We start from the raw sequence: 24,160 nt of genomic DNA on the forward strand, positions 1-24,160 counted from the left end.
CGGGACGCTCGTGAGGAGCGATGCGACCGTCGATGACGGCCCGAGCGGGGCCGCCGCGAGTCGGGGGAGACGCGTTGGGTGTCATGGTCCTGAAAGCGGGACGCGCCGCGCGGAAGCGACGATTCCGTCGGCGGCGTCCGGCGAGTGGTGGTCCCAACGTCGGACGGCCGGGACTTAAACCGTCACCTTCGCTGCGAGCCGCTCCGCGATGTGCTCCCCGAACGGTAGCGAGGAGGTGAGCCCGGGGGAGACGGCGTTGAGGACGTGGACGGCGTCCTCGCGTTCGACGAACAGCGGGTCTTTCACCAGCTCGCCGTCGTCGCTCACGAGCTGCGCGCGGATCCCGGCGTAGCTCTTCTGTAAGTCCTCGGCGCGCACGTCGGGCACGAGCTTCTGGGAGGCCGCCGCGAACTTCTCCTTGCGATACGACTTGTTCAGCTCCGCCCACGCGACCGAGAGCATCAGCGGCGAGGAGAGCAGCCGCCGGAAGCCGCCGTAGGTGAGCGTCTCGAGCAGCTCGCGGGGGTCGACGTCGGTGTTGTCGTACGCCTCGCGACCGAACGCGAGCACCGCGTTCGGGCCGACGATCACCTTGCCGTCGGTGCGGCGGGTGTAGTGGACGCCGAGGAAGGGGAGCTCCGGGTTCGGCGTCGGGTAGATCATCGTCTCGCAGAGCTCGGCGCGCTCGGGGCGCACCTCGTAGTACTCGCCGCGGAACGGGACCACCTGGTACTCCTCGCCGACGCCGACCTGATGGGCCAGCGTGTCGGCGTGGAGCCCCGCGGCGTTGACCAGGTACGGGACCTCGAACCGGCCGTTACTCGTGTCGAGTCGGTACCCCTCGGCCGCCTCCTCGATCCGCGAGACCTCGTAGCCCGTGTAAATAGTGACCCCGAGCTCCCGGGCCTCGCGGGCGAGCGCGTAGACGTACTGCTCGGAGTCGACGGAGGCGGCCTCCGGAGCGTGGAGCGCGGCCTGTCCCTCGGCGTGCGGCTCGTGCGCGCGGATCGCCTCGCGGGAGTCGAGCAGCTCGTAGGCGACGCCGTTGGCCTCGGCCTGCTCGGCGAGGTCGTCGAGCCGCGCCTCCTCCTCGTCGTCCGTCGCGACGACGAGGACGCCCAGCTCCTCGCAGGGGACGTCGTGCTCCTCGCAGTAGGCCTTCATCCGGGCGGTCCCCTCGGTGGCGAACCGCGCCTTCTTCGAGTCCGGCGGGTAGTTGAACCCGGGGTGGAGCACCCCGGAGTTCCGGCCGCTCTGGTGCGAGGCGAGGTGGTGCTCCTTCTCTAAGACGGCGACGTCGAGGTCGGTGCGCTCGGCGAGGTGTTTGGCGACCGACAGCCCGACGCAGCCGCCGCCGACGATGGCGACGTCGTGGCGCATCATTTGGTGTCCGACGGATCCGGAGGCGGTGGGATATAGGTGCCGTTCGGGGCATACCGGAACGGGTTCGAGGCCCCGTTCGCGACCGGTCCCGCCGCGACCCGTCGAGGCCACGGTAACGCCTATGTCGCTGCCCGCCCGTGATACCGACGAATGACCGACACGGACGGCGGCCGTCGGAACAAGGTGGCGCGCCTCCTCGACGAGTACGACCTGGACGGCGTCGGCGACGAGCTGGAGGCGCGGTGGACGGCGACCGGCGACGACCACACGAGCCTGCGCGACCTCGCCGCCGAGTTCAACCGCAGGCTCGTCGAGGCCCGACTCGACGAGACCGGAGTGCGGCTGTCGGCGCGGGAGCTGGACGCGGTGGTGCGGTCGCTGACGGGCGACGACGTCGCCGTAGCCGACCGGACGCAGCTCCGCCGCCGGCTCGAACGCGAGGGCGTCGACGTCGACGCGCTCGACTGCGACGTGGTCACGTATCAGGCCGTCCGGAGCTACCTCCGGGACCACCGCGGCGCGGAGTACGAGCGCGACGGCGGCGACCGCGCGACGACCGCGGCCCGGGCGATCGGGAAGCTCCGCGGCCGGCTGGTCTCGGTCGCGGAGTCGAAGCTCCGGGGGCTCCGGAAGACCTCGGCGCTCACGCTCGGTGAGTTCCGGGTGCTGGTCGACGTGAGCGTGCTGTGTACGGACTGCGGCTCGCGGTACGGCGTCGCCGACCTGCTCTCGTCGGGCGGGTGCGACTGCGAGGCGTCGGAGTCGGCGGAAGTGGAGCCGCCGGAACCGGAGGAGTAGCTCGGCGGCGCTACAGGTCGTACTGCTCGCGGACCAGCCCGTCGAGGCCGCGCTCCTCCAGCACGTCAAGCGGCGCGAGCATGTCGAGCTGGACGACGCCCGGGAGCCGCCCGATCTGGACGCCGCCGGTGAACGTGCAGCGCCCGCGGACCTCGCCCTCGCTCATGTCGAGGAGCTTCGTCGCGCGGTCGAAGGCGTTCTGCGTGGCGTCGTTGACCGTGGCGCCGGAGCCGACCACCTGGATCGGCGCCATCTCCGTCTCCGTCTCGACGCCGTGTTCGGCCCCGAGCTCGCGGCCGGCCTCGCGCTCCGCCTCGGTGTACGGCGCGCTGATGAAGGGGAGGTCCTCCTCGTTCGGGAGCAGCACGGGGCCGTCGAGTTCGAGCCCCTCGATCACCTCGACGTCCATGGTGACGGTGCCGCTCACGTCGGTGGTGTGGAGGGAGAGCTCGCCGTCCCCCTGGTTCGCGTGGAGGTCGCCGACGTAGATCCCCGCGCCGTCGACGTCGACGGGGCAGATCAGCGTGGCGCCCGGGCGGACCTCGGGGATGTCCATGTGGCCGTCGGTGCGCTTCTCGAGGTCTTCTTCGGTCTCGACCCCGTAGTCGTGGTCGGCCCCGATGAGGCTCTGCCCGAAGTCGCCGGCGTTGTGGGAGTCGGGCATCGTCACCGACGGCGTCGTCCCGATGTTGCCGATAAAGGGCCGGAGGCGACCGAGCGTGCCGGGCATCCCGTCGGGCTCGTACAGCAGGATCGGGTGTTGCCGGGAGTTCTCGGGGATGTCCATCACCTCGTCGGCGTCGGTCGCGAGCTCGTGGGCGCCCTCCTTATCGAGCGTGACGCCGACCGCGTTCTCGTGGTCGAACGCGACGGTGTAGCCGTACTCGAAGCCGAACGAGGAGGCGTTGGCGCCGCAGTCGGCACAGCGGATCGCGTCCTCGCCGGTGCCCTCGACGACCGAGTCGGGCCAGGTCGTCCCGCACTCCGGGCAGCGGTGGTCGACGAACGGGTCGTCGCGGAACGCCTCCTCGCGCTCGGCCATCGACCCCGTGCTCGTCGCCATGCTCGTCACCTCCACGTCGCGGATGCGGATCGCGACGGCGTCGCCGACCTCGGCGCCCTCGACGCGGATCGGGCGCGTCACCTCGTGGCCGCCCCGGAACGAGGGGGTGACCATCGGTCCCCAACACCCGGGGGGCGTGTACGTCCGTATCGTCCCGCCGTCGGCGACGGTCCCGGCCCACTCCTGGTCGGGACCGACCAGCCCGAGCGTGTACTGGTCGACGTACAGCTCCTCTTCGATCTCTTGCTGTGACATAACACACCAGGGTACGTGACACACCGAAATAACGCTACTGCTCGCGGAACCGCGGCGGCGGTCGCGCGGAGAGAGAACGTTTCAAAACGGATAGCAAACGGGAGAATAGTCATTCCGAGACACAAAACGTCGGCGGCCCGGGATCCGAACGAGAATCTGAGCCGTACCGCCCGCTCGACGCGGTTAAAATGGGTTTCGGAGCGCTATTTTCGGCGAGATCGACGATGACCGGTGTGAGTCGGAGACACGAGCGTACGCGGGCCACGGCCTGGCAGAAGCGGCGTTCTCACCGAAACCGAGATGACGGCTGAGCTTTCGATTTCGAACAATGGTACAATTCGAAGAATACTCGAATGTCTTACGAATATCGGCGTCGGGGTCTGCGTGATGGCCCGACTACGCCGCGCGGTCGGCGGCGCCGTCGACCAGCTCCTCGGCGACGGTCGCGGCGTCCATCAGGGCCGGGTCGACAGCGAGGTCGGCGACGGTCGCGACGAACGCCGGCAGCGACCGCTCGGCGTACGTCACGACGAGGACGGACGGCTGCAGCTCCTTGGCGATCGGGATGCCGGTCGCCTCCTCGACGTCGGTGAGGACGAAGTAGTCGGCGTCGGCGATCCCGGCGTCGGAGAGCGCGTCGGCGGTGACGAGCCCCTCGATCCGGCGGACCTCGACGCCGAGGGCGGCGAGCTCCTCGCCGAGGCCGTGCTCGTCGGGGCCGGCGACGACGGCGATTTCGCCCTCGGCGCGACCGCCGTCGGGGCGAGCGGATTCGCCCGCCATCACTCGTACTCGATCGTCGCGGGCGGCTTGTGGGTCACGTCGTAGACGACGCGGGCGACGTTCTCGTTCTCGCCGGTGATCCGGCTCTGGATCCGCTGGAGCGTGCTCCAGTCGAGCTCCTGCGCCCGGGCGGTCATCCCGTCGCGGCTCTCGACCGAGCGCACGGCGACGACCCAGCCGTGGACGCGGTTGTCGCCCTTGACGCCGGTCGCCTTTCCGAGGACGGCGGCGAACGCCTGCCACGGGTCGTACTCCTCCAGCTCCTCCTCGACGACGTGGGTCGCCTCGCGGGCGACGGCGGCCTTCTCCGGCGTCACCTCGCCGACGATCCGGACGGCGAGGCCCGGGCCGGGGAACGGCATGCGCTCGGAGATGATCTCTTCGAGGCCGAGCTCGCGGGCGACCTCGCGGACCTCGTCCTTGTAGAGGTCGCGCACGGGCTCGACGATCCCCTCGAAGTCGACGACCTCGGGGAGCCCGCCGACGTTGTGGTGCGACTTGATGTTCCCCTCGGACTCGATGCGGTCCGGGTAGATCGTCCCCTGCACGAGGTAGTCGGCGTCGACGTCGCGGGCGACCGTCTCGAACTCGTCGATGAACCCCTCGCCGATGACGTGGCGCTTCTCCTCGGGGTCGGTGACGCCCGCCAGCCGCTCGAAGAAGCGGTCCTGGGCCTCGATCACCCGCAGCGACTCCATGAACGAGAAGGTGTCTCGGATCTCCTCGGTCTCCCCTTTCCGCATCAGCCCCGTGTCGACGTAGACGGGGGTGAGCTGGTCGCCGACCGCCTCGTACGCGAGCGTCGCCGCGACCGAGGAGTCGACCCCGCCGGAGAGCGCGATCACGGCGTTCGCGTCGCCGATCGCCTCCCGGATCTCCGTAATCGCCTCGTCGATGAATGCCTCCGTCTCGACCATCTATAGCCTCACGTCCGCGTTCCGCTCGGTTGTGTCCGTCGATCCCAGCGCCGCCTCGACGAGGGCGACGAACGGCGGGCTCGCGCGGTCCGGCCGCGACCGGAACTCGGGGTGTGCCTGCGTCCCGAAGAAGAACGGGTGGTCCGGGCGCTCCAAGATCTCCATCCGGTTGTCAGCCTTGCCGGAGAACGTCAGCCCGTCGGCCTCCAACCGGTCGATGTACTCGGGGTTCACCTCGTAGCGGTGGCGGTGGCGCTCCGTACAGGAGTCGGCGCCGTACACCCGCGCCGCGAGCGTGCCGGGCTCGATGTCGGTCTCGTGGGCGCCGAGCCGCATCGTCCCGCCCATGTCCTCCGTCTCGTACTGCTCGGGGAGCAGATCGATGACGGGGTGGGGGGTGTCGGGGTCGATCTCGGCGGAGTGGGCGCCCGCCAGCCCGAGGACGTTACGGGCGTGTTCGACGACCGCCATCTGGAAGCCGAGACAGAGCCCGAGGAAGGGGACGCCGTTCTCGCGGGCGTACCGGACTGCCTCGATCTTCCCGTCGGTGCCGCGGGAGCCGAATCCGCCGGGGACGACGACCGCGTCCGCCGACGCCAGCCGCTCCTCATGGCGCTCGGTGGTCTCGTCGGCGTCGACCCACAGCACGTTCACCTCGGTCCCGGTCTGGATCCCGGCGTGTTTCAGCGCCTCGTGGATCGACATGTACGCGTCTTCGAGGGCGTACTTCCCGACGAGCGCGACGTCGAGCTCGCGGTCGCGGTCGCGGGTGACTAGCTCGCGCCACTCCGTCGAGCGCTCGGCCTTCGGGAGCGCCTCCTCGGCGAGCCCGAGCCGCTCCATCACGTGTTCGTCTAACCCCTCGTCTTCCACCATCAACGGGACGTGGTAGATGTCCTCGACGTCGGGGTTCGAGAAGACGGCGTCCGTGGGGACGTCGCAGAATAAGGCGATCTTCTCTTTCGTCTCCGGGTCAAGCCGGTCCTCGGAGCGCCCGACCAAGATGTCCGGCTGGAGCCCGATCGAGCGCAGCTCCTTCACCGAGTGCTGGGTCGGCTTCGTCTTCTGCTCGCCGTTCTTCGAGTAGGGGACGAGCGTGACGTGGGTAAAGAGGATGTCCTCGTCGTCCTCCTCGTGGGCGAACTGGCGGAGCGCCTCCAGGAACGGCATCGACTCGATGTCGCCGACCGTCCCGCCGATCTCGACGAGGCAGACGTCGGACCCTTCGGCGGCCTCCCGGATGCGACGCTTGATGTCGTCGGTGACGTGCGGGATGATCTGGACGGTCTTCCCGAGGTAGTCGCCGGCGCGCTCCCGCTCGATGACGTGCTGGTACGTCTTCCCCGTGGTGACGTTGTGGTCGAACGTCATGTCGGTGCCGAGGAAGCGCTCGTAGTTGCCCAAGTCGAGGTCGACCTCGCCCCCGTCCTTCAACACGTACACCTCGCCGTGCTCGTACGGGTTCATCGTCCCGGCGTCGACGTTGAGATAGGGGTCCACCTTCACCGCGGTGACGTCGAAGCCCGCGTTCGCGAGGAGCCGCCCGGTGCTGGCGGCGGTGATCCCCTTCCCCAGCCCGGACATGACGCCGCCGGTGACGAACACGAACTTCCGACCCAATGACGGGTCGTACCCTGTGTCGGGATCCGTTGGCATATCGACCGTCCGTCAGGGGCCGGCAAAACCGTTTCGGACCCTCCGTTTCGGGTGGGCGTTCGTTACGTTGTCGCGGCGCACCGACGGTCGCTGCCGGAAATCGGCCGCGAAGCCGAGACGGGGCACCGACCGCGCTACTCCGGCGCGGCGAGCTTGTAGCACATCCCGGCCTCGTCGGAGCCCTCCGGAGCGCGCTCGGCGTAGTATATCGCGTCGTCGGTGACATATGGGGCGCTCGTCACGTCGCCGCGCCCCTCGACCGCCCACGTCACCGAGCCGTCGGCGCGGTCGAGCGCGTAGAGGTGCGCGTCGTACGAGCCGGCGAGCACGTGCTCGTTCGTCGCGGTCACGCTGCCCGTCACCCAGCCGTTCACCGGGGTGGACCACTCCTCTTCGCCGGTCGCGAGGTCAATGGCGTACACGTTGCCGTCGTGGCTCCCGACGTAGGCGGTCCCGTCGTGGACCGCGGGCGCGCACATGACCATGTCGTCGGTCTCGAACTCCCAGAGCCCCGTGCCGTCGGCGACGTCGACGGCGGTGACCGTCTCGGCCCACGACGGGACCACCGCGATTCCGCGGCTGACAGCGATCGGCGCCTTCACGTCGCCGCCGGTGTCGTACGTCCACGCGCGCTCGCGGTCGGAGAACGACCACGCGTAGACGTTGCCATCGTTGGAGCCGAACAGGAAGCGGTCGCGCTCCAGGTCGACGGCGACCGTCGAGTGCGGGTGGTCGGTCGGCCGGTCGTCGCGCCACTCCACGTCGCCGCTCTCGGCGTCCATGACGACGACGGTCCCGCTCGGGGTCGCGTACTCGACGGCGACGTACAGCCGCCCCTCGTGGTAGGTCGGGCTGGCGGCGGCCGCGTCGCCGACGTCGGTCTGCCACAGGATCTCCCCGTCCGCGACCGAGACCGCGGAGACGACGCCGTCGTAGGTCCCCACGTACGCCGTCCCGTCCGCGATCGCGGGGGTGCCGTGGCTCCCGCGGTCGTCGTCGGAGATCGAGGTCGACCAGTTCGGCTCCCCGTCGGTCGCGATCGACTGAATGCGGCCCGTGTCGTCGGCGACGAGAACGTCGCCCGACGGCGCGAGCATCGGGCTCCCCTTCGAGGCCGTGTGGTCGCCGCGGTTCGCCGGCACGGCCCACTCCACGTCGACGGTCTCGGGAATCGTCGCGTCGATGTGGCCGTGGTTCCGGAGCCCCTGTCGGAACTGCGAGGTGAGCCCCTCGGGCGACTGCGCTCGGCCGTCGAGGTCCAGCGGGAGGTCGGCGCCCTCGAAGTCGGACTCCCCGTCGTCGCCGTCGTCCGACGGGTCGCCGCCGAGCGCGCTACAGCCAGCCAGTCCCGCGACGCCGACGCCGCCGGCGACGCGGAGCCAGTCGCGACGCGTCCGTTCGGTCATGGATCCCGGTTCGCGGGTGAGGGTAAAAAGCCATGCCGCTCGGGAGCGCGGCGGTGGGAGGGGGGCCGCCCGGAGCGAAAAGCACTCGTTGCTCGCGGCCGCACCGCACGCCCGGTATGAACTGGTCTCCGCTCCCTCCCGCGGTCGCCGCCGTCGCGGCGGCCGCGGTCGCCGTGACGCGTCGCCTCCCGCCCCTGCTCGTCGGGTCGTCGATACCGACGCCGTCGCCTGAGAGCGTCGCGCTGTACGCGCTCGGCGGGCGGTTCGTCTCGTTCCTTCTGATCTACGGCCTCCTGTTCGGGGTCGCCGTCGCCGTCGGCGCTCGTCGCGAGTCGACCGACCGCGACGCGGCGATCGTGCTGGCGACGGGGGTCCTCGCCGCGGTCGCGTACCTCGTCGCGAGCGCCGCGGTGCTGCTCGTGCTCGACCCGAGTCGCGTCCTCACGAACGCGGTCGCCGGTCTCGGGAGCAGCGCCGGCGTCGGCGTCCACCTAGCCGTCGTCACCTTCGCTGGGCTCGCGCTGGCGGATCGTCGGCAAACCGGTGCGTAAAGGACATAAAACGACGAACTGACCTTCCCGCGGCTCGTCGGGTTGAGTATGAAATTTTGCGAGGGAAGAGCGCTCCGAGAGCGTCTTCCGCATCACGGGGGTGGACCCCGGCGATGCGAGGGGAGGGATTTGAACCACGGTCGCGCCAGAGGCGCTCCCTGATTCAAATCCTCCCCCCTTGTGCATTCGCGCGTTGTGGACGCGCTCATGCGAGGGGAGGGATTTGAACCCACGGACCTCTACAGGAGCGGATCTTGAGTCCGCCGCCGTTTCCGGGCTTGGCTACCCTCGCACGCACTCGACGATTCAGCGTCGCTCCTCTTTATTTCGTCGGTTAGGTGCGGCCGAGCCGGGCTCGGTCCCGTGGATCGCCTCACAGCGCGATCATCGACACGCCGACGACGGCGAGGGCGGCGGCGACGAGGCGGACGCGGAAGTAGCGCTCGCCGAGGACGATTCCGCCGAGCACGACGGCGATAATCGCCTGCGTGTTGATCACCGGCGAGGCGACGCTCGCGGGGAGCGACGCGAAGGCGACGGTGGTGAGGTGCTCGCCGAGCGCGACGAGCGCGCCGGCCGCGACGAACTTCGGCGCGTCGCGGCGGCTGACCGTCGGCGGAGTGCGGAGCGCGCTCGGAAGCAGCACGAGCCCGGCCCCCGCGAGGAGCAGCGGCACCCACAGCGTCCCGGGGATCGCGAGCTCCTGGAGGGCCACGCGCTTCCCGAGATCGGCGAGGGCGTAACACGCCGCGCTCACCAAGGCGAGCTGAGCGGGCCGGGAGTGGACGGCGCCGACCAAGGGCGCGAGCAGGCTCCCCGGCTCGTAGTTCGCGACGTACACCGCCGCGGTGGCGACGACGACGCCGGCCACCTGTATCGGCGCGAGCACCTCGCCGAGCAACAGCACCTCAAGGGGGAGCACGAACATCGGGACGACCTTGTTGATCGGGGTCACGTAGGAGACGTCGCCGTGAGCGATCGCCCGGAGGAAGAGCACGAACGCGGCCGCGGTCGCAGCCGCGGTGCCGGCGACGACGGCGACCGCCGCGGGGTCGACCGCCGCCAGCGACCGCGCGAGCGTCCCGGGCGCGCCGAGCGGATCGGCCGCGAGTGCCGCCCCGCCGAGGTCGTTCGTCGCGACGGTCACGGGGAGGAACCACGCGATCGCCGACGCGTTGATCAGCACCGTGAGTCCCGCGGGCGGATAGCCCGAAAAGGAGCGCTTGAGCACGAAGATGTACGCCCCCCAGACGACCGCGGCCCCGAGCGCGGAGAGGAGACCGAGTTCCATCGATCGACCCGACTCCCGGTCGGGGAAAGAAGCGTTCGATTCCCGACCGCGTCGCGCGAGCGGACCTGGCGACGGCCGACGGGGACGAGCCGCGAAACGGTTAGGTCGCTGGGCCCGAGAGGCGTCCGCATGGACGAGCACACCCGTGACCCCGGCGTCGCCCCGCCGCTCGGGGACCCGACCGGGTGGCACGCGGCCGACGGGGAGGGCGACTCGGCCGCTGGCGACGCGGACGCCGCCCCCGACGACGCCCGGCTCGCCGGCGGCCACTGGGAGCACGCCACGCTGCGCCGGGCGACCGAACACGGAGTCCGGCTGTTCAACGCCGGCGCGTACCACGAGTCGCACGACTGCTTCGAGGACGAGTGGTACAACTACGGGAGCGGGACCACGGAGAGCGCCTATCTCCACGGGATGGTGCAGGTCGCGGCGGGCGCGTACAAGCGCGTCGACTTCGAGAGCGACGACGGGATGCGGTCGCTGTTCGAGACCGCGCTGGAGTACCTCCGGGGCGTCCCGGACGACTTCTACGGCGTCGACGTCGCCGAGGTGCGCGCGACGCTCCGAGACGCGCTCGGCGATCCGGCCGCGATCGACGGGTGGAAGATCCCGCTGGACGACGCCCGCCCGGAGGCGTATCCGGCCGACTACGAGTACGCCGAGCGGATCGACGAGGCGCACTGAGCGGTCCGTGCGGCGCGGGCGACCGCGCCGATCCGAACGCGACTTATCCGCCGAGCGCCTCGTGCGGATATGGACGTGTACGAACTGGGCGAGGGCAAGCCCGAGGTCGCGGTCGTCGGCGCGATCCACGGCGACGAGCCCTGCGGCGCCCGAGCGATCCGACGGCTCCGCGACAGCGACCTCGACGTCGAGCGCCCCGTGCGGCTGATCGTCGCCAACGAGGCGGCGCTCGACGCCGGGGTGCGCTACCTCGACGCCGACCTCAACCGGGCGTTCCCGGGCGACCCGGACTCGGACGCCCACGAGGAGCGGCTGGCCGCCGAGCTGGCGGCCGAGGTCGAGGGGTGTACCACCCTCGCGATCCACTCGACGCAGTCGTCGGCCGAGCCGTTCGCGGTGATCGACTCGATGGACGAGGTCACCCGCGCGGTCGCCCCCCACCTCCCGGTCGACGTCGTCATCGAGACGGACGCGTTCACCGAGGGCCGGCTCATCGAGCACCCGCACACGCTCGAGGTGGAGGCCGGCCTGCAGGGCTCGGACGGGGCCGCCGACAACGCCTACTGGCTGACGCGGGCGTTCCTGGCCGCCACCGGCGCGCTCCCGGCGCCGGGAGCCGACGACGTCGTCGACGCGGGCGGCCGCGACGACGTCGAGGTGTTCCGGCTCCGCGACCGGATCCCGAAGCCGGAGGCCGAGGAGTACGAGGTGTTCGCGCGCAACTTCGAGCGCGTCGAGGTCGGCGAGGCCTTCGCGGCCGCCGGCGACGAGCAGCTCCGCGCCGACGAGCCGTTCTACCCCGTGTTGCTCTCGCCGTACGGCTACCGCGACCAGTTCGGCTACGTCGCCGACCGAGTCGGAACGATCGAGTGACCGCGGGCGTGCGGGCGGGAGAGCCTACTCGACGAGTTCGATCTCGTCGTCGCCGTTCGGCACCGCGCAGATGAACGCGCCCGGCTCGTCGCCGTCGTTCCGGTACCAGTGCTCGACGCCCGCCGGGATGAGGAGCGCGTCGCCAGGGGAGACGACGTGCTCCGTCTCGCCGATCCCCACCACGTACTCGCCGGCGAGCACGTACTGCTCGTGTTCGACCGCGTTCGTGTGGCGGGGGACCGCGGCGCCGGGCGCGAGCTCGAACCGCCGCATCGCGAAGTTCGGGGCGCCGTCCGACGCGTCGAGGAGCACGCCCTTCCGGAGCCCGTCGGCGGCGTCGACCGCCTCGTAACCGATCTCGTCGCCGCGCTTCACGACCGCGTCCGACGCGGCTGCGGCCGCGTCGTCGGTGGTGGCGTTGGTGGCGTCGTCCATACCGACCGATCGGCGGCGGGGCGGTTATAAGCGACGGCGAGCGAGTCGGCGTCGCGATTTCCGGAGATCGCCGCACGCCTCGGAGCCGTCGCCCGCCGATCCCGAAGCCGTCGCGCTCCGGCCTCGAAGCCGCTGTCACGCATTCTCGTCGCCACCCCCGGACGTTTAACCGCCCACCCGACTAACTCGATGACATGCGAGGACTCAAAATCGGGACCGTGCTCGGGATCCCGGTCAGGCTCAACTGGACGTTCCTGATCGTGTTGCCGCTGTTCGCCTACCTCATCGGGTCGCAGGTCGAGATGATCGCAGACGTGATGAACGAGGCGCTCGGCGCCGGCATCGACCCCGCCGCGCTCGCCGGCGGGCTCACGCCGTGGATCCTCGGGCTGTCGGCGGCGCTGGGGCTGTTCGCGGGCGTCCTCCTCCACGAGTTCGGCCACTCGGTCGTCGCCATGCGATACGGCTACGAGATCGAGTCGATCACGCTGTGGCTGCTCGGCGGGCTCGCCAGCTTCACCGAGTTCCCGGAGGACTGGAAACACGAGTTCTGGATCGCGGTGGCGGGCCCGATCGTCAGCGTCGCGGTCGGCGTCGGCTGTTACGCCGTGTTCGTCCTGGCGCCGGCCGGGTCGAACGCCGTCCTCTTCGTCTTCGGCTACCTCGCGCTGCTGAACGTGGTGCTCGCCGTCTTCAACATGCTCCCCGCGTTCCCGATGGACGGGGGGCGCGTCCTCCGGGCGCTGTTGGCACGGAACCAGCCGCACGCGCAGGCGACCCAGCGCGCCGCCGCGGTCGGGAAGGCGTTCGCGTTCGTCATGGGGATCATCGGGCTGCTCAACTTCCAGCTGCTGTTGATCGTCCTCGCCTTCTTCATCTACATCGCCGCCTCCGGCGAGGCCCAGCAGACGACACTGAAGGCCGCCTTCGAGGACGTGACCGTCGGCGACGTGATGACCGGGCGCGAGGAACTCCACACCGTGGCGGAGGACACCTCCGTCGCCGAGCTGATGAGCCGGATGTTCGAGGAGCGGCACACGGGTTACCCCGTGCTCCGCGGCGACGACCTCGTCGGGATGGTGACCTTAGAGGACGCGCGGTCGGTCCGCGAGGTGGAGCGCGACGCGTACACCGTCGGCGACGTGATGGCGACGAACGTGGTCGCGGTCGGCCCGGAGACGGACGCGATGACCGCGCTCCAGACGATGCAGGAGCACGGCGTCGGGCGCCTCCCCGTCGTCGACCGCGAGGAGCGACTCGTCGGGATCATCTCCCGATCGGACCTGATGACCGCGTTCAACATCATCCAGACGGGCGGCACCCCGAGCATCATCAGCGGGCGGCGACAGATCGGCGACGACCCCGACGTGTTCTGAGACGGACCGAGCCCGCGTCGCGTCCGGCGGCTCGGGAGCGGGCGTCGATCGGGAGACTGGGGGCGATCGCCGGTCGTCGACCGTCGACCGAAAGCGACTCGGCGTCGACGGCCCTACCGACGCCCATGAGCGATTCGGACTCCGCAGTCCCCGTCACGGTGTACACTCGCGAGGAGTGCACCCTCTGTGACGCCGCACGGGAGACGATCGAGGAGACCGCCGCGGGGCTCGACGTGGCGATCGACCTCGAGATGGTCGACGTCGACGAGGACCCCGCGCTCGCGGACGAGTACGGCGAGCGCGTCCCCTACGTGCTGATCGACGGGCACCCGGCGTTCAAGTACGAGGTCGACGAGCGCGAGCTGCGGCTGAAGCTGCTCGCGGCGTCCTGAGAGGGAGAAAAATCGGTTCGGCGACCGACCGAGACCCCTACGCGACCGTCTCCTCGCCGGCGCCCGGGGCGTTCGCCTTCACCCTCGTGACGGCCTCGACCGCGTTCGACCGGGAGGCGTACCCCTCGCCCGAGTCGGCGACGACGTTGCCGTTGCGGTGCCGGAGCCGCCAGCGCCACTCCTCGCTCGCGTCCTCGTAGATCTCGAAGGCCGCGTCGCCGACCTCCAGCACGGACGCGTCCGGCGCGTAGTCGCGGACGCGCTCGATCGCGTCCTCCGCGCCGGACTTCGAGGCGTACCCCTCGCCCGAGTCGGCGATAACGTTCCCGTTGCGGTGCCGGAGCCGCCAGCGGTAGTCGCCGCCCCTGTCCTCGTACAGCTCGAAGGTCGCGCTCGCGTCGCTCGCGCCCGCTGCCGCGTCCTCGGCGTCGAGGTCGTCGAGGGCGGCCTCGGCGGCGTTCGACCGCACGCTGTCGAGCCCCTGACGGGCCTTCGAGCGCGAGGAGTATCCCTCGCCCGAGTCGGCGAGCACGTTCCCGTTCTCGTGGATGAGCCGCCAGCGCCACTCGCCGGCGGCGTCGCGGAACATCTCGAAGGCCGTCGGATCGACCCGGAGGTAGTCCGCGGCGGCGACGTGCTCGCGGACCCTCGCGAGCGCGCGCTTCGCGTTCGACTTCGAGGCGTACCCCTCGCCGGAGTCGCCGACGACGTTCCCGTTGTCGTGCCGGAGCCGCCAGCGCCACTCCTCGCTCGCGTCCTCGAACAGCTCGAACGTCGCCGCGCTCTCGATCGACTCGTCCTCGCTCGGAACCGCCACGTCCGGCGCCGCGGCGTCCTCGGGCTCCGGGCCGTCGTCCGCCGCGACGGCCGCCGCCTCCTCGACCGGCGTCTCGATCCGGAGGATCCCGGCGCCGAGCGCGTTCCGCCGGACGCTGTGGAGCCCCTGCTGGGCCTTCCCGCGGCTGCTGTACCCCTGTCCGGACGTCGCGACGACGTTGCCGTTGCGGTGCCGGAGCCGCCAGCGCGGCTTCCCGCTCGCGTCCTCGAACAGCTCGAAGCGCGCCTTGCTCTCGCGGAGCGACTCGGTCTCGGCGCGCGCGGCCGCGGCCTCCGCGTCGAGGCCCTCGGCCCGCTCCTCCGCGGCGGCCAGCTCCTCGCGCGTCGACGCGAGTTCGCCCTCCGTCGACGCGAGCTCCTCCCGCGTCGCCTCCAGCTCGGCGCTCGTCTCGTCGCGCTCGGCCGTGGCGGCGTCCGTCTCGCCTCGCATCCGCTCGTAATCCTCGTACACCGGGTCGGAGAGCAGCGGGACGACCGTCCCCGCGAGCCCGATGAGGAGCAGTCCGACCCCGTACAGCGCGATCACGGTCGAATCGCCGGACGCGGTGAACCACCCCTCCGGGAAGATGTTCACGAACCACACCACGCCGAGGACGCTCACCGCGGTCCCGAGGTAGCCGAGATAGGTCCCCGTTCGGCGGAGCGGGAACCGGATCACGGCCCCGAGCATGATGAACGGCGGCGCCAGCGCGGCCAGCGCGTACGCGATGCCGCGGGTCGACGTCGCAGATTCGGTGAGGAAGAACAGCGCGACCCCGGCCAGCCCGAGCAGAACCCCGAACCCGAACAGCCAGTAGCCGTTCACCTCGTCGTTCGTGGTCGGCGTGCCGATCCGCCGCGCGTACAGTCCGCCGCCTCGGTCCGGCCGATCATCTGTTGCCATGAGTTCGGAGACTCCGGCCGTCCGGTTATAAGTGGTGGTGTGTGACACAATAACATATACCTAGTACCGGACTACCGCGACCCGAGCGTTTACCCGTCGAACGGTCCCTCGTAGGGGTATGCACGTTCTCAGAGGCGGACGAGTCGTCGACGCGGCCGGGAGTCGCGGGGCAGACGTCGCGGTCGCGGACGGCGAGATCGTCGCGGTCGGCGATTCGGAAGCGATCGACGAGGCGGTGGCGGAGGTCGCCGACGGGAGCGGCGAGGAGGTCACCGAGGTCGACGCCGCCGGGAAGGTCGTCGCGCCCGGGCTGATCGACGCGCACGTCCACGTGATGATGGACGGGCGCCCCGACGTCGCGACCGCGGTGTCGGACAGCGACTACACCGCGAGCTACCGGGCCGCGGGCAACCTGCGGGCGGCGGTCGAGGCCGGCGTCACGACGGTCCGCGACCTCGGGAGCCGGGGGACGCTCGCGCTCGACGCCGGCGAGGCGGTCGCCGCCGGCGAGATCGACGGCGCGCGGGTCGTCGCGTGCGGCCGCAACGTGATCATGACCGGCGGCCACGGCAACTGGTTCGGGCGCGAGGCCGACGGCCCGGCGGAGGTCCGGAAGGCGGCCCGCGAGCAGCTGAAGGCGGGCGCGGACGTGCTCAAGTGCATGGCGACCGGCGGCGTCCTCACCGAGGGCGCGGTGACCGGCGCCCCCGAGCTGACGCCCGAGGAGCTCGCCGCGTTCACCGACGCGGCCGCGCCGACGGACACGCCGACCGCGGCCCACGCCCACGGCGAGGAGGGGATCAAGAACGCCGTCGAGGCCGGGATCACGAGTATCGAGCACGGGACGTTCATGGACCGGGAGGCCGCCGAAATGATGGCCGACCGGGGCACCTACTGGGTGCCGACCGCGAGCGCGCTCCGCGGCATCGTCGACAACGGGATCGAGGCCGGGATCCCCGAAGACGCCGTCGCGAAGGCCGAGGACGCCGCCGACCGCTTCGACGACGCGTGGGACCACGCGCTGGCGGCCGACGTGCCGATCGCGATGGGCACCGACGCAGGCACGCCGTTCAACTTCTTCGAGGACATTCCCCGGGAGCTGGCGTACATGGTCGACTACGGCCTCTCGCCGGAGCGCGCGCTGGAGGCCGCCACCGTCAACGCCGCCGACCTGCTCGGGCTCGACGACGTCGGCCGCGTCGAGGAAGGATACCGCGCCGACCTCGTCCTCCTCGACGCCGACCCGACCGAGGACGTCGCGGCGTGGCAGGAGCCGGAGGCGGTGTTCGCCGCCGGCGACCGCGTCGCGTAGGGTAGATCTCCGCGCCGGGGCCGCGAGAGCGAACCCGCGTTTTTAACCCGAGCCGCCGCAAGGGTCGGCCGATGACGAGCGCGCAATCCGGGTCGTCGCCCCGGCACGCGGACCCGGACGAGAACCCCTACGTCGAGGCGCCGCCGACCGATTTCGAGCCGGTCGCGGAGCTCTCCGCAGACGAGGCCGCCGAGCAGGCGTCGCTGCTCCGGGCGGCGGTCCGGGAGCACGACCACCGGTACTACGTCGAGGCCGACCCGCTGATCGCCGACGAAGCGTACGATCGGCTGTTTGCGCGGCTGGAGGAGCTGGAGGAGGCGTTCGACCTCCCGACCGAGGACTCTCCTACCCGCCGGGTCGGCGGCGAGCCGCTCGACGAGCTGGAGACCGTCGAGCACGTCGCGCCGATGCGATCGATCGACAACGCGACCGAGGCCGAGGCGGTCCGCGAGTTCGACGAGCGCGTCCGACGCGGGCTCGACGCCGAAGGGCTCGACCCCGACGACGTCGCGTACGTCTGCGAGCCGAAGTTCGACGGCCTCTCCGTCGAGGTGATCTACGAGGACGGCGTCTACGCCCGCGCCGCGACCCGCGGCGACGGGATCGAGGGCGACGACGTCACCGAGCAGGTGCGGACGATCCGGTCCGTTCCCGGCCGGCTCCGCGGCGACCCGCCGGAGAGGCTGGCGGTCCGCGGCGAGGCGTACATGCCTCGCGACGCGTTCGACGCGTACAACGAGGCGCTGATCGAGCGCGGCGAGGAGCCGTTCGCGAACCCCCGCAACGCCGCGGCCGGGACCCTCCGCCAGCTCGACCCCGCGGTCGTCGCCGAGCGCCCGCTCGACGTCTTCTTCTTCGACGTGTTGGCGTGGGAGACCGGTGATGAAGAGTCTGACCCCCCGGATCGCCCCGACACCCACTGGGCGGAGTTCGACGCGTTCGACGCGTTCGGGCTCCGCCGCGCCGACCGGGTCGAGCGCGTCGACGACATCGAGGGCGCGATCGAGTACCGCGACCGCCTGATGGCCGATCGCGGCGACCTCGACTACGAGATCGACGGCGTCGTGATCGCCGTGGACGACCGGGCCCACCGCGAGGCGCTCGGGTCGACGTCGCGGGCGCCGCGCTGGGCGTTCGCCCACAAGTTCCCGCCGCGGACCGCGACGACGACGGTGGAGGGGATCACCGTGCAGGTGGGGCGGACGGGGCGGCTCACCCCCGTCGCCGAGCTCGACCCGGTCGACGTCGGCGGCGTCACGGTGTCGCGGGCGACGCTCCACAACCCCGCCGAGATCGAGGCGCTCGGCGTGAACGTCGGCGACCGCGTGCGGATCTACCGCGCCGGCGACGTGATCCCGTACGTCCCGGAGGTCGTCGAGAAGCGCTCCGAGGGGACCTACGAGTTCCCCGAGGCGTGTCCGATATGCGACGCCCCCGTCGAGCGCGACGGGCCGCTCGCCTTCTGCACCGGCGGGCTGGGCTGTCCGGCGCAGCTTGAGCGAGCGGTCGAACACTGGGCTCGGCGGGACGCGCTCGACGTCGAGGGGCTCGGCCCCGAGCGCGTCGAGCAGCTCCGCGAGGCCGGGCTCGTGGAGTCGCTGCCGGACCTCTACGACCTGACGGTCGAGGATCTGGCCGCGCTGGAGGGGTGGGGAGAGACGAGCGCCGAGAACCTCGTCGCGGAGCTGGAGGCGACGACGGAGCCGCCGCTCGACGACTTCCTCGCCGGGCTCGGGATCCCCGACGTGGGCGCGACGACCGCCCGCGCGCTCGCGGCGCACTTCGGCGACCTCGACTCGATTCTCGACGCCGACGAGGCGGCGCTGCGCGAGGTCGACGACGTCGGTCCGGAAGTGGCCGAGTCGATCCGCGACTTCTTCCATACCGAGGAGAACCGAGCCGCGATCGAGGGGCTCCGCGATCGCGGGGTCGAGCCCGAGTCGGTCGACGTCGAGTCCGGCGACGCGCTCGACGGGCTCACGTTCGTCTTCACCGGGTCGCTGTCGACGACGCGGAGCGAGGCGCAGGCGCACGTGGAGGCGCACGGCGCGAACGCCACGTCGAGCGTGTCGGGCAACACCGACTACCTCGTCGCCGGCGAGGATCCGGGGCGATCGAAGCGAAGCGACGCCGAGAGCGAGGGCGTGCCCGTGCTCGACGAGGACGCCTTCGCCGATTTGCTCGCGGAGCGCGGCGTGGCGTGGCCGCCCGAGAGCGGCGCGTAGCGGAGCCGTTCGAAACGAGTCGAACCGCCCGACCCGTCAGGCGAGCGGGAGGACCGTGGAGACGATCAGCACGGTCACGAGCCCGGTCACCGAGATGATCGTCGTGAGGGCGGTCCAGGTCTGGAGCGTCTCGCCCTTGGTGAGTCCGCCGATCTCGCTGACGAGCCAGAAGCCGGAGTCGTTGAACCACGAGAAGATGTTGCCGCCGGCGCCGATGGCCATCACGAGGTACGCCGGGTTGACGGTCAGCTGCCCGGTGAGCGGCGCCATGATCCCCGCGGCGGTCAGCATCGCGGCCGTGGCTGACCCCTGGGCGATACGGACGATGGCGGCGATGAGCCAGGCCGTGACGAGCAGCCCGATCCCCACTTCCTGGAGCGCGCCGGCCAGGTAGTCGCCGATCCCGGAGGCGGCGAGCAGCGCGCCGAACGCCCCGCCGGCCGCGGTGATCGCGGCGATGTTGCCGCCGCTTTTCAGGGCCTCGGTGAGCTCGTCGCTCCACTCGCTCCGGGTCATGGTGTCGTAGCGGTAGAACGTGTACGCGGCCGCGAGCGCGGCGATGGTCAGCGCGACGTTCTTGTTTCCGAGGAAGTCCGTGAACGGCTGTAGGGAAGCCAGCGCGGGCGCGACCTCCTGGAACGTGTTGACGGCGGTCGAGGACGCGATCAGCAGGACGGCCAGCAGGATCGGCGCCAGCGACTCCAGCACGCCCGGCAGCTCGCTGGTCGGCCGGTCGGCGACCTCCTGCAGCTCCTCCGTCGAGGTCGCCATCGTGTCCCGCAGCGGGATGTCGAGCCGGTTGTTGATCCAGCGGCCGTAGACGAGTCCGGACATGATCGCCGCCGGGATGGCGGTCACCAGCCCGATGACGATCGTCGTCCCGAGGTTGCTCCCGACCTCGTCGGCGACCGCGAGCGGGCCGGGCGTCGGCGGAACGAACACGTGCGTCGTCGCGGCCCCCGCGCCGACGACGACGATGAACAGGGTGTAGTCGCGGCCGACCCGCGCCCGCATCGAGCGCGCGAGCGGCGCCATCAGGTAGAACACGCTGTCGAAGAACACCGGGATCGCCAGCACGGAACTGCTCCCGAGCAGCGACACGTCGGAGTTGTCCTCGCCGAGCGCGTTCTGGAACCCGCGGACGATCCGCTGGGCCGCGCCGCTCTCCAACATCCCCTTCCCGATGACCGCGGCCATGAGGATCGGTATCCCGATCCCGGCCATGCCGTTCCCGAACGCCGTCGCGACCTGACTGCCCGCGTCGGCGGCGGTGAAGTCCGCGATGAAGACCGTGTTCACCACGCCGACCAGGAACGCCGAGATGATCAGCCCGACGAACGCCGGGAGATCCAACCACACGAGCAGCGCGACGACGATTATCAACCCAATTATGAATGTCAGTAATGGACTGTGCGTGAACTGAACAGTTGCTTGGAGTGGTGTCGGAACCATCCCGGTTGACATGGTCAGGACGACCAATTAAAATTTGCGGGCGCCTCTAATGGCGTTGCAGTCTTGCGGTTTGTGAAAGTCAAACCGAAGGCGATCTCCCGTCGAAGTGAACGTAATAATATTCAAATAATAGTCATATTTTTTATATATGTTTTCTATTGCGGGCGAACCGTCAGTTTCGACTCCCGCCGACGGCTCCTCGCACCGACCCGCAACCCTTTATCGGGAGACGCGGGAACGGAGGGGTATGACCGCCATCGAGCTGCGTGGCGTGCGGAAGGAGTTCGGCGACGTCACGGCCGTTCGTGACCTCGACCTCACCGTGCGAGAGGGAGAGGTGTACGGGTTCCTCGGGCCGAACGGCGCCGGCAAGTCGACGACGATCGACATGCTGCTCGACCTCGTCCGCCCCACCGCGGGCACGGTGCGCGTGCTCGGACGGGACGCCACGAGCGACGGGGTCGCGATCCGGCGGCGGACCGGCGTGCTCCCGGACGGATTCTCGGTGTACAACCGGCTCTCCGGGCGGAAACACGTCGAGTTCGCTGTCCGATCGAAAGAGGCCGACGACGACCCCGACGCCCTCCTAGAGAGGGTGGGACTGCTCGACGACGCCGACCGCAAGGCCGGCGGCTACTCGAAGGGGATGCGCCAGCGGCTCGCCTTGGCGATGGCGCTCGTCGGCGAGCCCGACCTGCTCGTCCTCGACGAGCCCTCCTCGGGGCTCGACCCCGCGGGCGCGAAGGAGATGCGAGAGATCGTCGAACGCGAGGCCGACCGCGGCGCGACCGTCTTCTTCTCCTCGCACATCCTCGAACAGGTCGACGCCGTCTGCGACCGAGTTGGCATCCTCCGCGACGGCGAGCTCGTTGCCGAGGACTCCGTCGAGGGGCTCCGCGAGGCCGTCGGCGGCGAGGAGACGCTGGAGATCGCCGTGGGCGACGCGACCGACGCGGACGGGGCGGGCGACGCGGCCGTCGAGGCTGTCCGCGCGGTCGAGGGCGTCAGCCGCGTCGACCGCGACGGCGACGCGCTCGTCGTGAGCTGCGCCGACGGCGCGAAGACGCGCGTCATCGCCGCGCTGGAGGACGCCGGTGTCGACGTCGCCGACTTCCACACCCGGGAGGCGTCGCTGGAGGACCTCTTCTTGGCGTACACGGAGGGCGACTCGCCGAGCGCGGACCCGGGAGGCGAGGGCGCCGACGCGGCCGGCGCTACCGACGCCGCCGACGAGGAGGTGGACCGATGACCCTCGCCGCCATCGCGGAGAAGGACTTCCAGGACGCGGTGCGCTCGCGGGGGATGATCGCCCTCGTGGCGCTGTTCTCGCTGCTCGTCGCCGTCTTCGCGTTCGTCATCAGGCCGACGGGACAGGGCGAGCAGTTCGCGACGGAGCTGCTCCTCCGCTTCTTCGTCAGGCCGTTCCTCGTGACGACGCTCGTCCCCCTCGTCGCGGTCGTGATCGGCTACAACGCCGTGAGCGGCGAGCGCGAGTCCGGCTCCCTGAAGCTGCTCCTCTCGCTGCCGCACTCGCGCGCCGACGTCGTCTTCGGGAAGGTCGTCGGCCGGGGCGCCGCGCTGTCGGTCGCGGTGTTCGTCGGGTTCCTGCTGCCCGCCGCGGTGCTGGCCGTGCTCGCGCAGACCGGAGGGATCGCGGCGTTCAACGCCGGCTCGTACTTCGGGTTCACCGTCTTCGCCGCGGTGCTCGGCGTCGTCTTCGTCGCGATCGCGGTCGGCTGCTCGGCCGCCGCGTCCACGCAGCGGCGCGCGCTGATCGGCGGCGTCTCGATCTACGTCCTGTTCGTGCTGCTGTGGGGCGCCGTCACCGGGCAGTTCCTCGGCGCCGCGGGCGGGATCGTCGACCCGCTGCCGGTGTCGACGGAGCAGGTCAGGACGTTCCTCCGGGTGTCGAACCCGACGACCGGCGTCGAGATCCTGTCGAACGCGTTCCTCGCGGAGCAGCTGTTCTCGGGCGAGACCGTCAACAGACAGATCTCGGCGGCGTCGATGCTCGTGTTCTGGACGGTCGCGCCGCCGCTGGTCGGGCTCTGGAAGTTCGACGCGGACGACCTGTAGACCCCGAGAACGGTCAAAAAACGCCGAGTCCGGTTTACGCCGTCGCGCTCTCGATCGCCGCCTCGAGGTCCGCGACGATGTCCGCGGGGTCCTCGATGCCGACGGAGAGCCGCACCATGTCGCCGGTGACGCCGGCGGCCTCCTGTTCCTCCTCGGTCAGCTGCTGGTGGGTCGTCGACGCCGGGTGGATGACGAGCGTCTTCGCGTCGCCGACGTTCGCGAGCAGTGACGCCAGGTCGGCGTTCTCGACGGTCCCCTTCGCGGCCTCGTAGCCGCCCTCCAGCCCGAATGTGATCATGCCGCCGTAGCCGCCCTCCAGGTACTCGCTTGCCTCCTCGTGGGTCTCGTGGCTCTCCAGGCCCGGGTAGTTCACCCACGCGACGTCCGCGTGCTCGTCGAGGTACTCCGCGACGATGCCGGCGTTCTCGCAGTGGCGCTCCATCCGGAGCGGGAGCGACTCCGTCTGCTGGAGCGTGTTCCACGCGTCGAACGGCGACTGCTGGTTCCCCAGGTCACGGAGTCCGCGGGTGACCGCCGCGAAGGTGAACGCCGCGTCGCCGAAGGCGTCGACGTAGTTGATCCCGTGGTACGCCGGGTTATCCTGCGCGATCTCCGGGAACTTCTCGGGGTACTCTCCCCACGGGAAGGAGCCGCCGTCGACGAGGACGCCGCCGACGGTGGTCCCGTTACCGGTGAGCCACTTCGTCGTCGACTCCCAGACGAGGTCGGCGCCGTGGTCGAGCGGACGGCAGAGGTACGGCGTCGCGAACGTGTTGTCGACGAACAGCGGGACGCCGCGGTCGTGCGCGATGTCGGCGATCCGCTCGATGTCCGGCGTGACCAAGGCCGGGTTCCCGATGGTCTCGAGGTGGACGTAGGCGGTGTCCTCGTCGATTGCGTCGGCGTACCCCTCGTAGTCGAGCGGGTCGACGAACCGCGTCGAGACTCCCCGGCGCTCGACGGAGTGAGTGAGGTAGGTGTAGGTGCCGCCGTACAGCGCCGACGAGGAGACGACGTTGTCGCCCGCGGACGCGAGCATGAACGTCGCCAGGTCGAACGCCGCCATCCCCGAGGCGGTGGCGACCGCGCCGACCCCGTTCTCGAGGGAGGCGATCCGCTCTTCGAGGGCGGCGTTCGTCGGGTTCATGATCCGCGAGTAGACGTTTCCGGCCTCCTCCAAGGCGAACAGCCGAGCGGCGTGGTCGGCGTCCTCGAACTCGTAGGAGGTCGTCTGATAGATGGGCGTGGCCCGGGCGCCGGTCGCCGGGTCCGGATCGGAGCCGGCGTGGACGCTTCGGGTGCGGAACTCGCGGTCGGGCTGGTCCTCGTCGGATGGCATACGTGGAGGTGTGCCCGCTACCTATTTAAAAACGGTCGCATGGACGTGGCGTTACCGGTTTCTCGGAGACGCCGGCGTCGTTCGGGGCTACTCGGGCCACTCGGGGGCGTTCGGGGCCGCTCGTCGTCCTCGAGGCCTGCTCGTGCGAACCGTTAACAGCGTCGAACCGTAAC

Annotated in this window: 21 protein-coding genes and 1 tRNA gene; 10 read left to right on the forward strand and 12 right to left on the reverse strand. The window is 70.6% G+C overall.

The features are described 5' to 3' along the window. Nucleotides 1-174: 174 nt before the first annotated feature. Entirely contained in the window at nt 175-1,383 is a 1,209-nt protein-coding gene (gene lhgO, locus FGM06_RS06730) for an L-2-hydroxyglutarate oxidase (RefSeq protein ID WP_144798339.1), read from the reverse strand. A 150-nt stretch (nt 1,384-1,533) separates the two neighbouring features. On the opposite strand from lhgO, the gene rdfA reads away from it, so the two are divergent. Continuing rightward, complete coding sequence (gene rdfA, locus FGM06_RS06735) at nt 1,534-2,181, forward strand: rod-determining factor RdfA (protein WP_144798340.1); 648 nt, start codon at nt 1,534-1,536, stop codon at nt 2,179-2,181. Between the two features lie 10 nt (nt 2,182-2,191). On the opposite strand, the gene FGM06_RS06740 is transcribed toward rdfA, so the two are convergent. From FGM06_RS06740 to FGM06_RS06760, 5 genes are all read right to left on the reverse strand, one after another. Next, nucleotides 2,192-3,499: an acetamidase/formamidase family protein gene (locus FGM06_RS06740; RefSeq protein ID WP_144798341.1), complete on the reverse strand. Its 1,308-nt coding sequence runs from the start codon at nt 3,497-3,499 to the stop codon at nt 2,192-2,194. Between the two features lie 396 nt (nt 3,500-3,895). Continuing rightward, nucleotides 3,896-4,282 (reverse strand): DUF7126 family protein, encoded by a 387-nt coding sequence (locus FGM06_RS06745; RefSeq protein ID WP_144798342.1) that lies wholly within the window; start codon nt 4,280-4,282, stop codon nt 3,896-3,898. Next, on the reverse strand, nt 4,282-5,199 hold the full coding sequence (gene guaA, locus FGM06_RS06750) for a glutamine-hydrolyzing GMP synthase (protein ID WP_144798343.1): 918 nt from the start codon (nt 5,197-5,199) through the stop codon (nt 4,282-4,284). Before guaA ends, FGM06_RS06745 begins: the two co-directional genes overlap by 1 nt. Continuing rightward, entirely contained in the window at nt 5,200-6,855 is a 1,656-nt protein-coding gene (locus FGM06_RS06755) for a CTP synthase (protein WP_144798344.1), read from the reverse strand. It abuts the gene before it with no gap. Nucleotides 6,856-6,989: 134 nt separating this feature from the next. Next, nucleotides 6,990-8,261: an outer membrane protein assembly factor BamB family protein gene (locus tag FGM06_RS06760; protein WP_144798345.1), complete on the reverse strand. Its 1,272-nt coding sequence runs from the start codon at nt 8,259-8,261 to the stop codon at nt 6,990-6,992. Nucleotides 8,262-8,377: 116 nt separating this feature from the next. Between FGM06_RS06760 and FGM06_RS16005 the strand changes: the two genes are divergently transcribed. Beyond that, nucleotides 8,378-8,812, forward strand: coding sequence for a hypothetical protein (locus tag FGM06_RS16005; RefSeq protein ID WP_186310983.1), 435 nt, complete (start codon nt 8,378-8,380; stop codon nt 8,810-8,812). 208 nt (nt 8,813-9,020) lie between these two features. On the opposite strand, the gene FGM06_RS06770 is transcribed toward FGM06_RS16005, so the two are convergent. Continuing rightward, a tRNA-Leu gene (locus FGM06_RS06770) sits at nt 9,021-9,104 on the reverse strand. Between the two features lie 81 nt (nt 9,105-9,185). Continuing rightward, the gene (locus tag FGM06_RS06775; protein ID WP_144798346.1) at nt 9,186-10,103 is read right to left on the reverse strand and encodes an EamA family transporter; all 918 of its coding nucleotides are present in this window, start codon (nt 10,101-10,103) and stop codon (nt 9,186-9,188) included. A gap of 129 nt (nt 10,104-10,232) precedes the next feature. Here FGM06_RS06775 and FGM06_RS06780 point away from each other — a divergent pair, with 129 nt between their 5' ends. Together FGM06_RS06780 and FGM06_RS06785 are read left to right on the forward strand one after the other, a co-directional pair. After that, complete coding sequence (locus tag FGM06_RS06780; RefSeq protein WP_144798347.1) at nt 10,233-10,787, forward strand: DUF309 domain-containing protein; 555 nt, start codon at nt 10,233-10,235, stop codon at nt 10,785-10,787. Nucleotides 10,788-10,856: 69 nt separating this feature from the next. Continuing rightward, complete coding sequence (locus FGM06_RS06785; protein WP_144798348.1) at nt 10,857-11,660, forward strand: M14 family metallopeptidase; 804 nt, start codon at nt 10,857-10,859, stop codon at nt 11,658-11,660. A gap of 24 nt (nt 11,661-11,684) precedes the next feature. Here FGM06_RS06785 and FGM06_RS06790 read toward each other — a convergent pair whose 3' ends face one another. Next, entirely contained in the window at nt 11,685-12,095 is a 411-nt protein-coding gene (locus FGM06_RS06790) for a cupin domain-containing protein (RefSeq protein ID WP_144798349.1), read from the reverse strand. Between the two features lie 194 nt (nt 12,096-12,289). Here FGM06_RS06790 and FGM06_RS06795 point away from each other — a divergent pair, with 194 nt between their 5' ends. Both FGM06_RS06795 and FGM06_RS06800 read left to right on the forward strand, forming a co-directional pair. Then, nucleotides 12,290-13,471 carry a CBS domain-containing protein gene (locus FGM06_RS06795; protein WP_144798350.1) on the forward strand — a complete coding sequence of 394 codons (1,182 nt, stop codon included), beginning with the start codon at nt 12,290-12,292 and terminating at the stop codon, nt 13,469-13,471. A 125-nt stretch (nt 13,472-13,596) separates the two neighbouring features. Next, a complete protein-coding gene (locus FGM06_RS06800; protein WP_144798351.1) occupies nt 13,597-13,863 on the forward strand; it encodes a glutaredoxin family protein in 267 nt (88 codons plus the stop codon). 37 nt (nt 13,864-13,900) lie between these two features. Here the strand turns inward: FGM06_RS06800 and FGM06_RS06805 are convergent, their stop codons facing one another. After that, complete coding sequence (locus FGM06_RS06805; RefSeq protein ID WP_144798352.1) at nt 13,901-15,583, reverse strand: HVO_2922 family protein; 1,683 nt, start codon at nt 15,581-15,583, stop codon at nt 13,901-13,903. A 118-nt stretch (nt 15,584-15,701) separates the two neighbouring features. Between FGM06_RS06805 and FGM06_RS06810 the strand changes: the two genes are divergently transcribed. Together FGM06_RS06810 and ligA are read left to right on the forward strand one after the other, a co-directional pair. Continuing rightward, nucleotides 15,702-16,895: a metal-dependent hydrolase family protein gene (locus FGM06_RS06810; protein WP_144798353.1), complete on the forward strand. Its 1,194-nt coding sequence runs from the start codon at nt 15,702-15,704 to the stop codon at nt 16,893-16,895. Nucleotides 16,896-16,966: 71 nt separating this feature from the next. Continuing rightward, nucleotides 16,967-19,120 carry an NAD-dependent DNA ligase LigA gene (ligA, locus tag FGM06_RS06815; RefSeq protein ID WP_144798354.1) on the forward strand — a complete coding sequence of 718 codons (2,154 nt, stop codon included), beginning with the start codon at nt 16,967-16,969 and terminating at the stop codon, nt 19,118-19,120. 36 nt (nt 19,121-19,156) lie between these two features. Here the strand turns inward: ligA and FGM06_RS06820 are convergent, their stop codons facing one another. Beyond that, nucleotides 19,157-20,572, reverse strand: coding sequence for a GntP family permease (locus FGM06_RS06820; protein ID WP_144798355.1), 1,416 nt, complete (start codon nt 20,570-20,572; stop codon nt 19,157-19,159). 247 nt (nt 20,573-20,819) lie between these two features. On the opposite strand from FGM06_RS06820, the gene FGM06_RS06825 reads away from it, so the two are divergent. After that, on the forward strand, nt 20,820-21,821 hold the full coding sequence (locus tag FGM06_RS06825; protein ID WP_144798356.1) for an ABC transporter ATP-binding protein: 1,002 nt from the start codon (nt 20,820-20,822) through the stop codon (nt 21,819-21,821). After that, on the forward strand, nt 21,818-22,648 hold the full coding sequence (locus FGM06_RS06830) for an ABC transporter permease (RefSeq protein WP_144798357.1): 831 nt from the start codon (nt 21,818-21,820) through the stop codon (nt 22,646-22,648). Before FGM06_RS06825 ends, FGM06_RS06830 begins: the two co-directional genes overlap by 4 nt. A 34-nt stretch (nt 22,649-22,682) precedes the next feature. Here the strand turns inward: FGM06_RS06830 and FGM06_RS06835 are convergent, their stop codons facing one another. Beyond that, nucleotides 22,683-23,987 (reverse strand): O-acetylhomoserine aminocarboxypropyltransferase/cysteine synthase family protein, encoded by a 1,305-nt coding sequence (locus tag FGM06_RS06835; RefSeq protein WP_144798358.1) that lies wholly within the window; start codon nt 23,985-23,987, stop codon nt 22,683-22,685. Nucleotides 23,988-24,160: the final 173 nt, after the last annotated feature.

The organism is Halorubrum depositum (genome assembly GCF_007671725.1).
In the GTDB taxonomy this organism is placed as follows: domain Archaea; phylum Halobacteriota; class Halobacteria; order Halobacteriales; family Haloferacaceae; genus Halorubrum; species Halorubrum depositum.

Excerpts from the sequence above, each read along its gene's own strand:
- lhgO (WP_144798339.1), bottom strand. The coding sequence starts at position 1,383 with ATGATGCGCCACGACGTCGCCATCGTCGGCGGCGGCTGCGTCGGGCTG.
- rdfA (WP_144798340.1), top strand. The coding sequence starts at position 1,534 with ATGACCGACACGGACGGCGGCCGTCGGAACAAGGTGGCGCGCCTCCTC.
- FGM06_RS06740 (WP_144798341.1), bottom strand. The coding sequence starts at position 3,499 with ATGTCACAGCAAGAGATCGAAGAGGAGCTGTACGTCGACCAGTACACG.
- FGM06_RS06745 (WP_144798342.1), bottom strand. The coding sequence starts at position 4,282 with ATGGCGGGCGAATCCGCTCGCCCCGACGGCGGTCGCGCCGAGGGCGAA.
- guaA (WP_144798343.1), bottom strand. The coding sequence starts at position 5,199 with ATGGTCGAGACGGAGGCATTCATCGACGAGGCGATTACGGAGATCCGG.
- FGM06_RS06755 (WP_144798344.1), bottom strand. The coding sequence starts at position 6,855 with ATGCCAACGGATCCCGACACAGGGTACGACCCGTCATTGGGTCGGAAG.
- FGM06_RS06760 (WP_144798345.1), bottom strand. The coding sequence starts at position 8,261 with ATGACCGAACGGACGCGTCGCGACTGGCTCCGCGTCGCCGGCGGCGTC.
- FGM06_RS16005 (WP_186310983.1), top strand. The coding sequence starts at position 8,378 with ATGAACTGGTCTCCGCTCCCTCCCGCGGTCGCCGCCGTCGCGGCGGCC.
- FGM06_RS06775 (WP_144798346.1), bottom strand. The coding sequence starts at position 10,103 with ATGGAACTCGGTCTCCTCTCCGCGCTCGGGGCCGCGGTCGTCTGGGGG.
- FGM06_RS06780 (WP_144798347.1), top strand. The coding sequence starts at position 10,233 with ATGGACGAGCACACCCGTGACCCCGGCGTCGCCCCGCCGCTCGGGGAC.
- FGM06_RS06785 (WP_144798348.1), top strand. The coding sequence starts at position 10,857 with ATGGACGTGTACGAACTGGGCGAGGGCAAGCCCGAGGTCGCGGTCGTC.
- FGM06_RS06790 (WP_144798349.1), bottom strand. The coding sequence starts at position 12,095 with ATGGACGACGCCACCAACGCCACCACCGACGACGCGGCCGCAGCCGCG.
- FGM06_RS06795 (WP_144798350.1), top strand. The coding sequence starts at position 12,290 with ATGCGAGGACTCAAAATCGGGACCGTGCTCGGGATCCCGGTCAGGCTC.
- FGM06_RS06800 (WP_144798351.1), top strand. The coding sequence starts at position 13,597 with ATGAGCGATTCGGACTCCGCAGTCCCCGTCACGGTGTACACTCGCGAG.
- FGM06_RS06805 (WP_144798352.1), bottom strand. The coding sequence starts at position 15,583 with ATGGCAACAGATGATCGGCCGGACCGAGGCGGCGGACTGTACGCGCGG.
- FGM06_RS06810 (WP_144798353.1), top strand. The coding sequence starts at position 15,702 with ATGCACGTTCTCAGAGGCGGACGAGTCGTCGACGCGGCCGGGAGTCGC.
- ligA (WP_144798354.1), top strand. The coding sequence starts at position 16,967 with ATGACGAGCGCGCAATCCGGGTCGTCGCCCCGGCACGCGGACCCGGAC.
- FGM06_RS06820 (WP_144798355.1), bottom strand. The coding sequence starts at position 20,572 with ATGGTTCCGACACCACTCCAAGCAACTGTTCAGTTCACGCACAGTCCA.
- FGM06_RS06825 (WP_144798356.1), top strand. The coding sequence starts at position 20,820 with ATGACCGCCATCGAGCTGCGTGGCGTGCGGAAGGAGTTCGGCGACGTC.
- FGM06_RS06830 (WP_144798357.1), top strand. The coding sequence starts at position 21,818 with ATGACCCTCGCCGCCATCGCGGAGAAGGACTTCCAGGACGCGGTGCGC.
- FGM06_RS06835 (WP_144798358.1), bottom strand. The coding sequence starts at position 23,987 with ATGCCATCCGACGAGGACCAGCCCGACCGCGAGTTCCGCACCCGAAGC.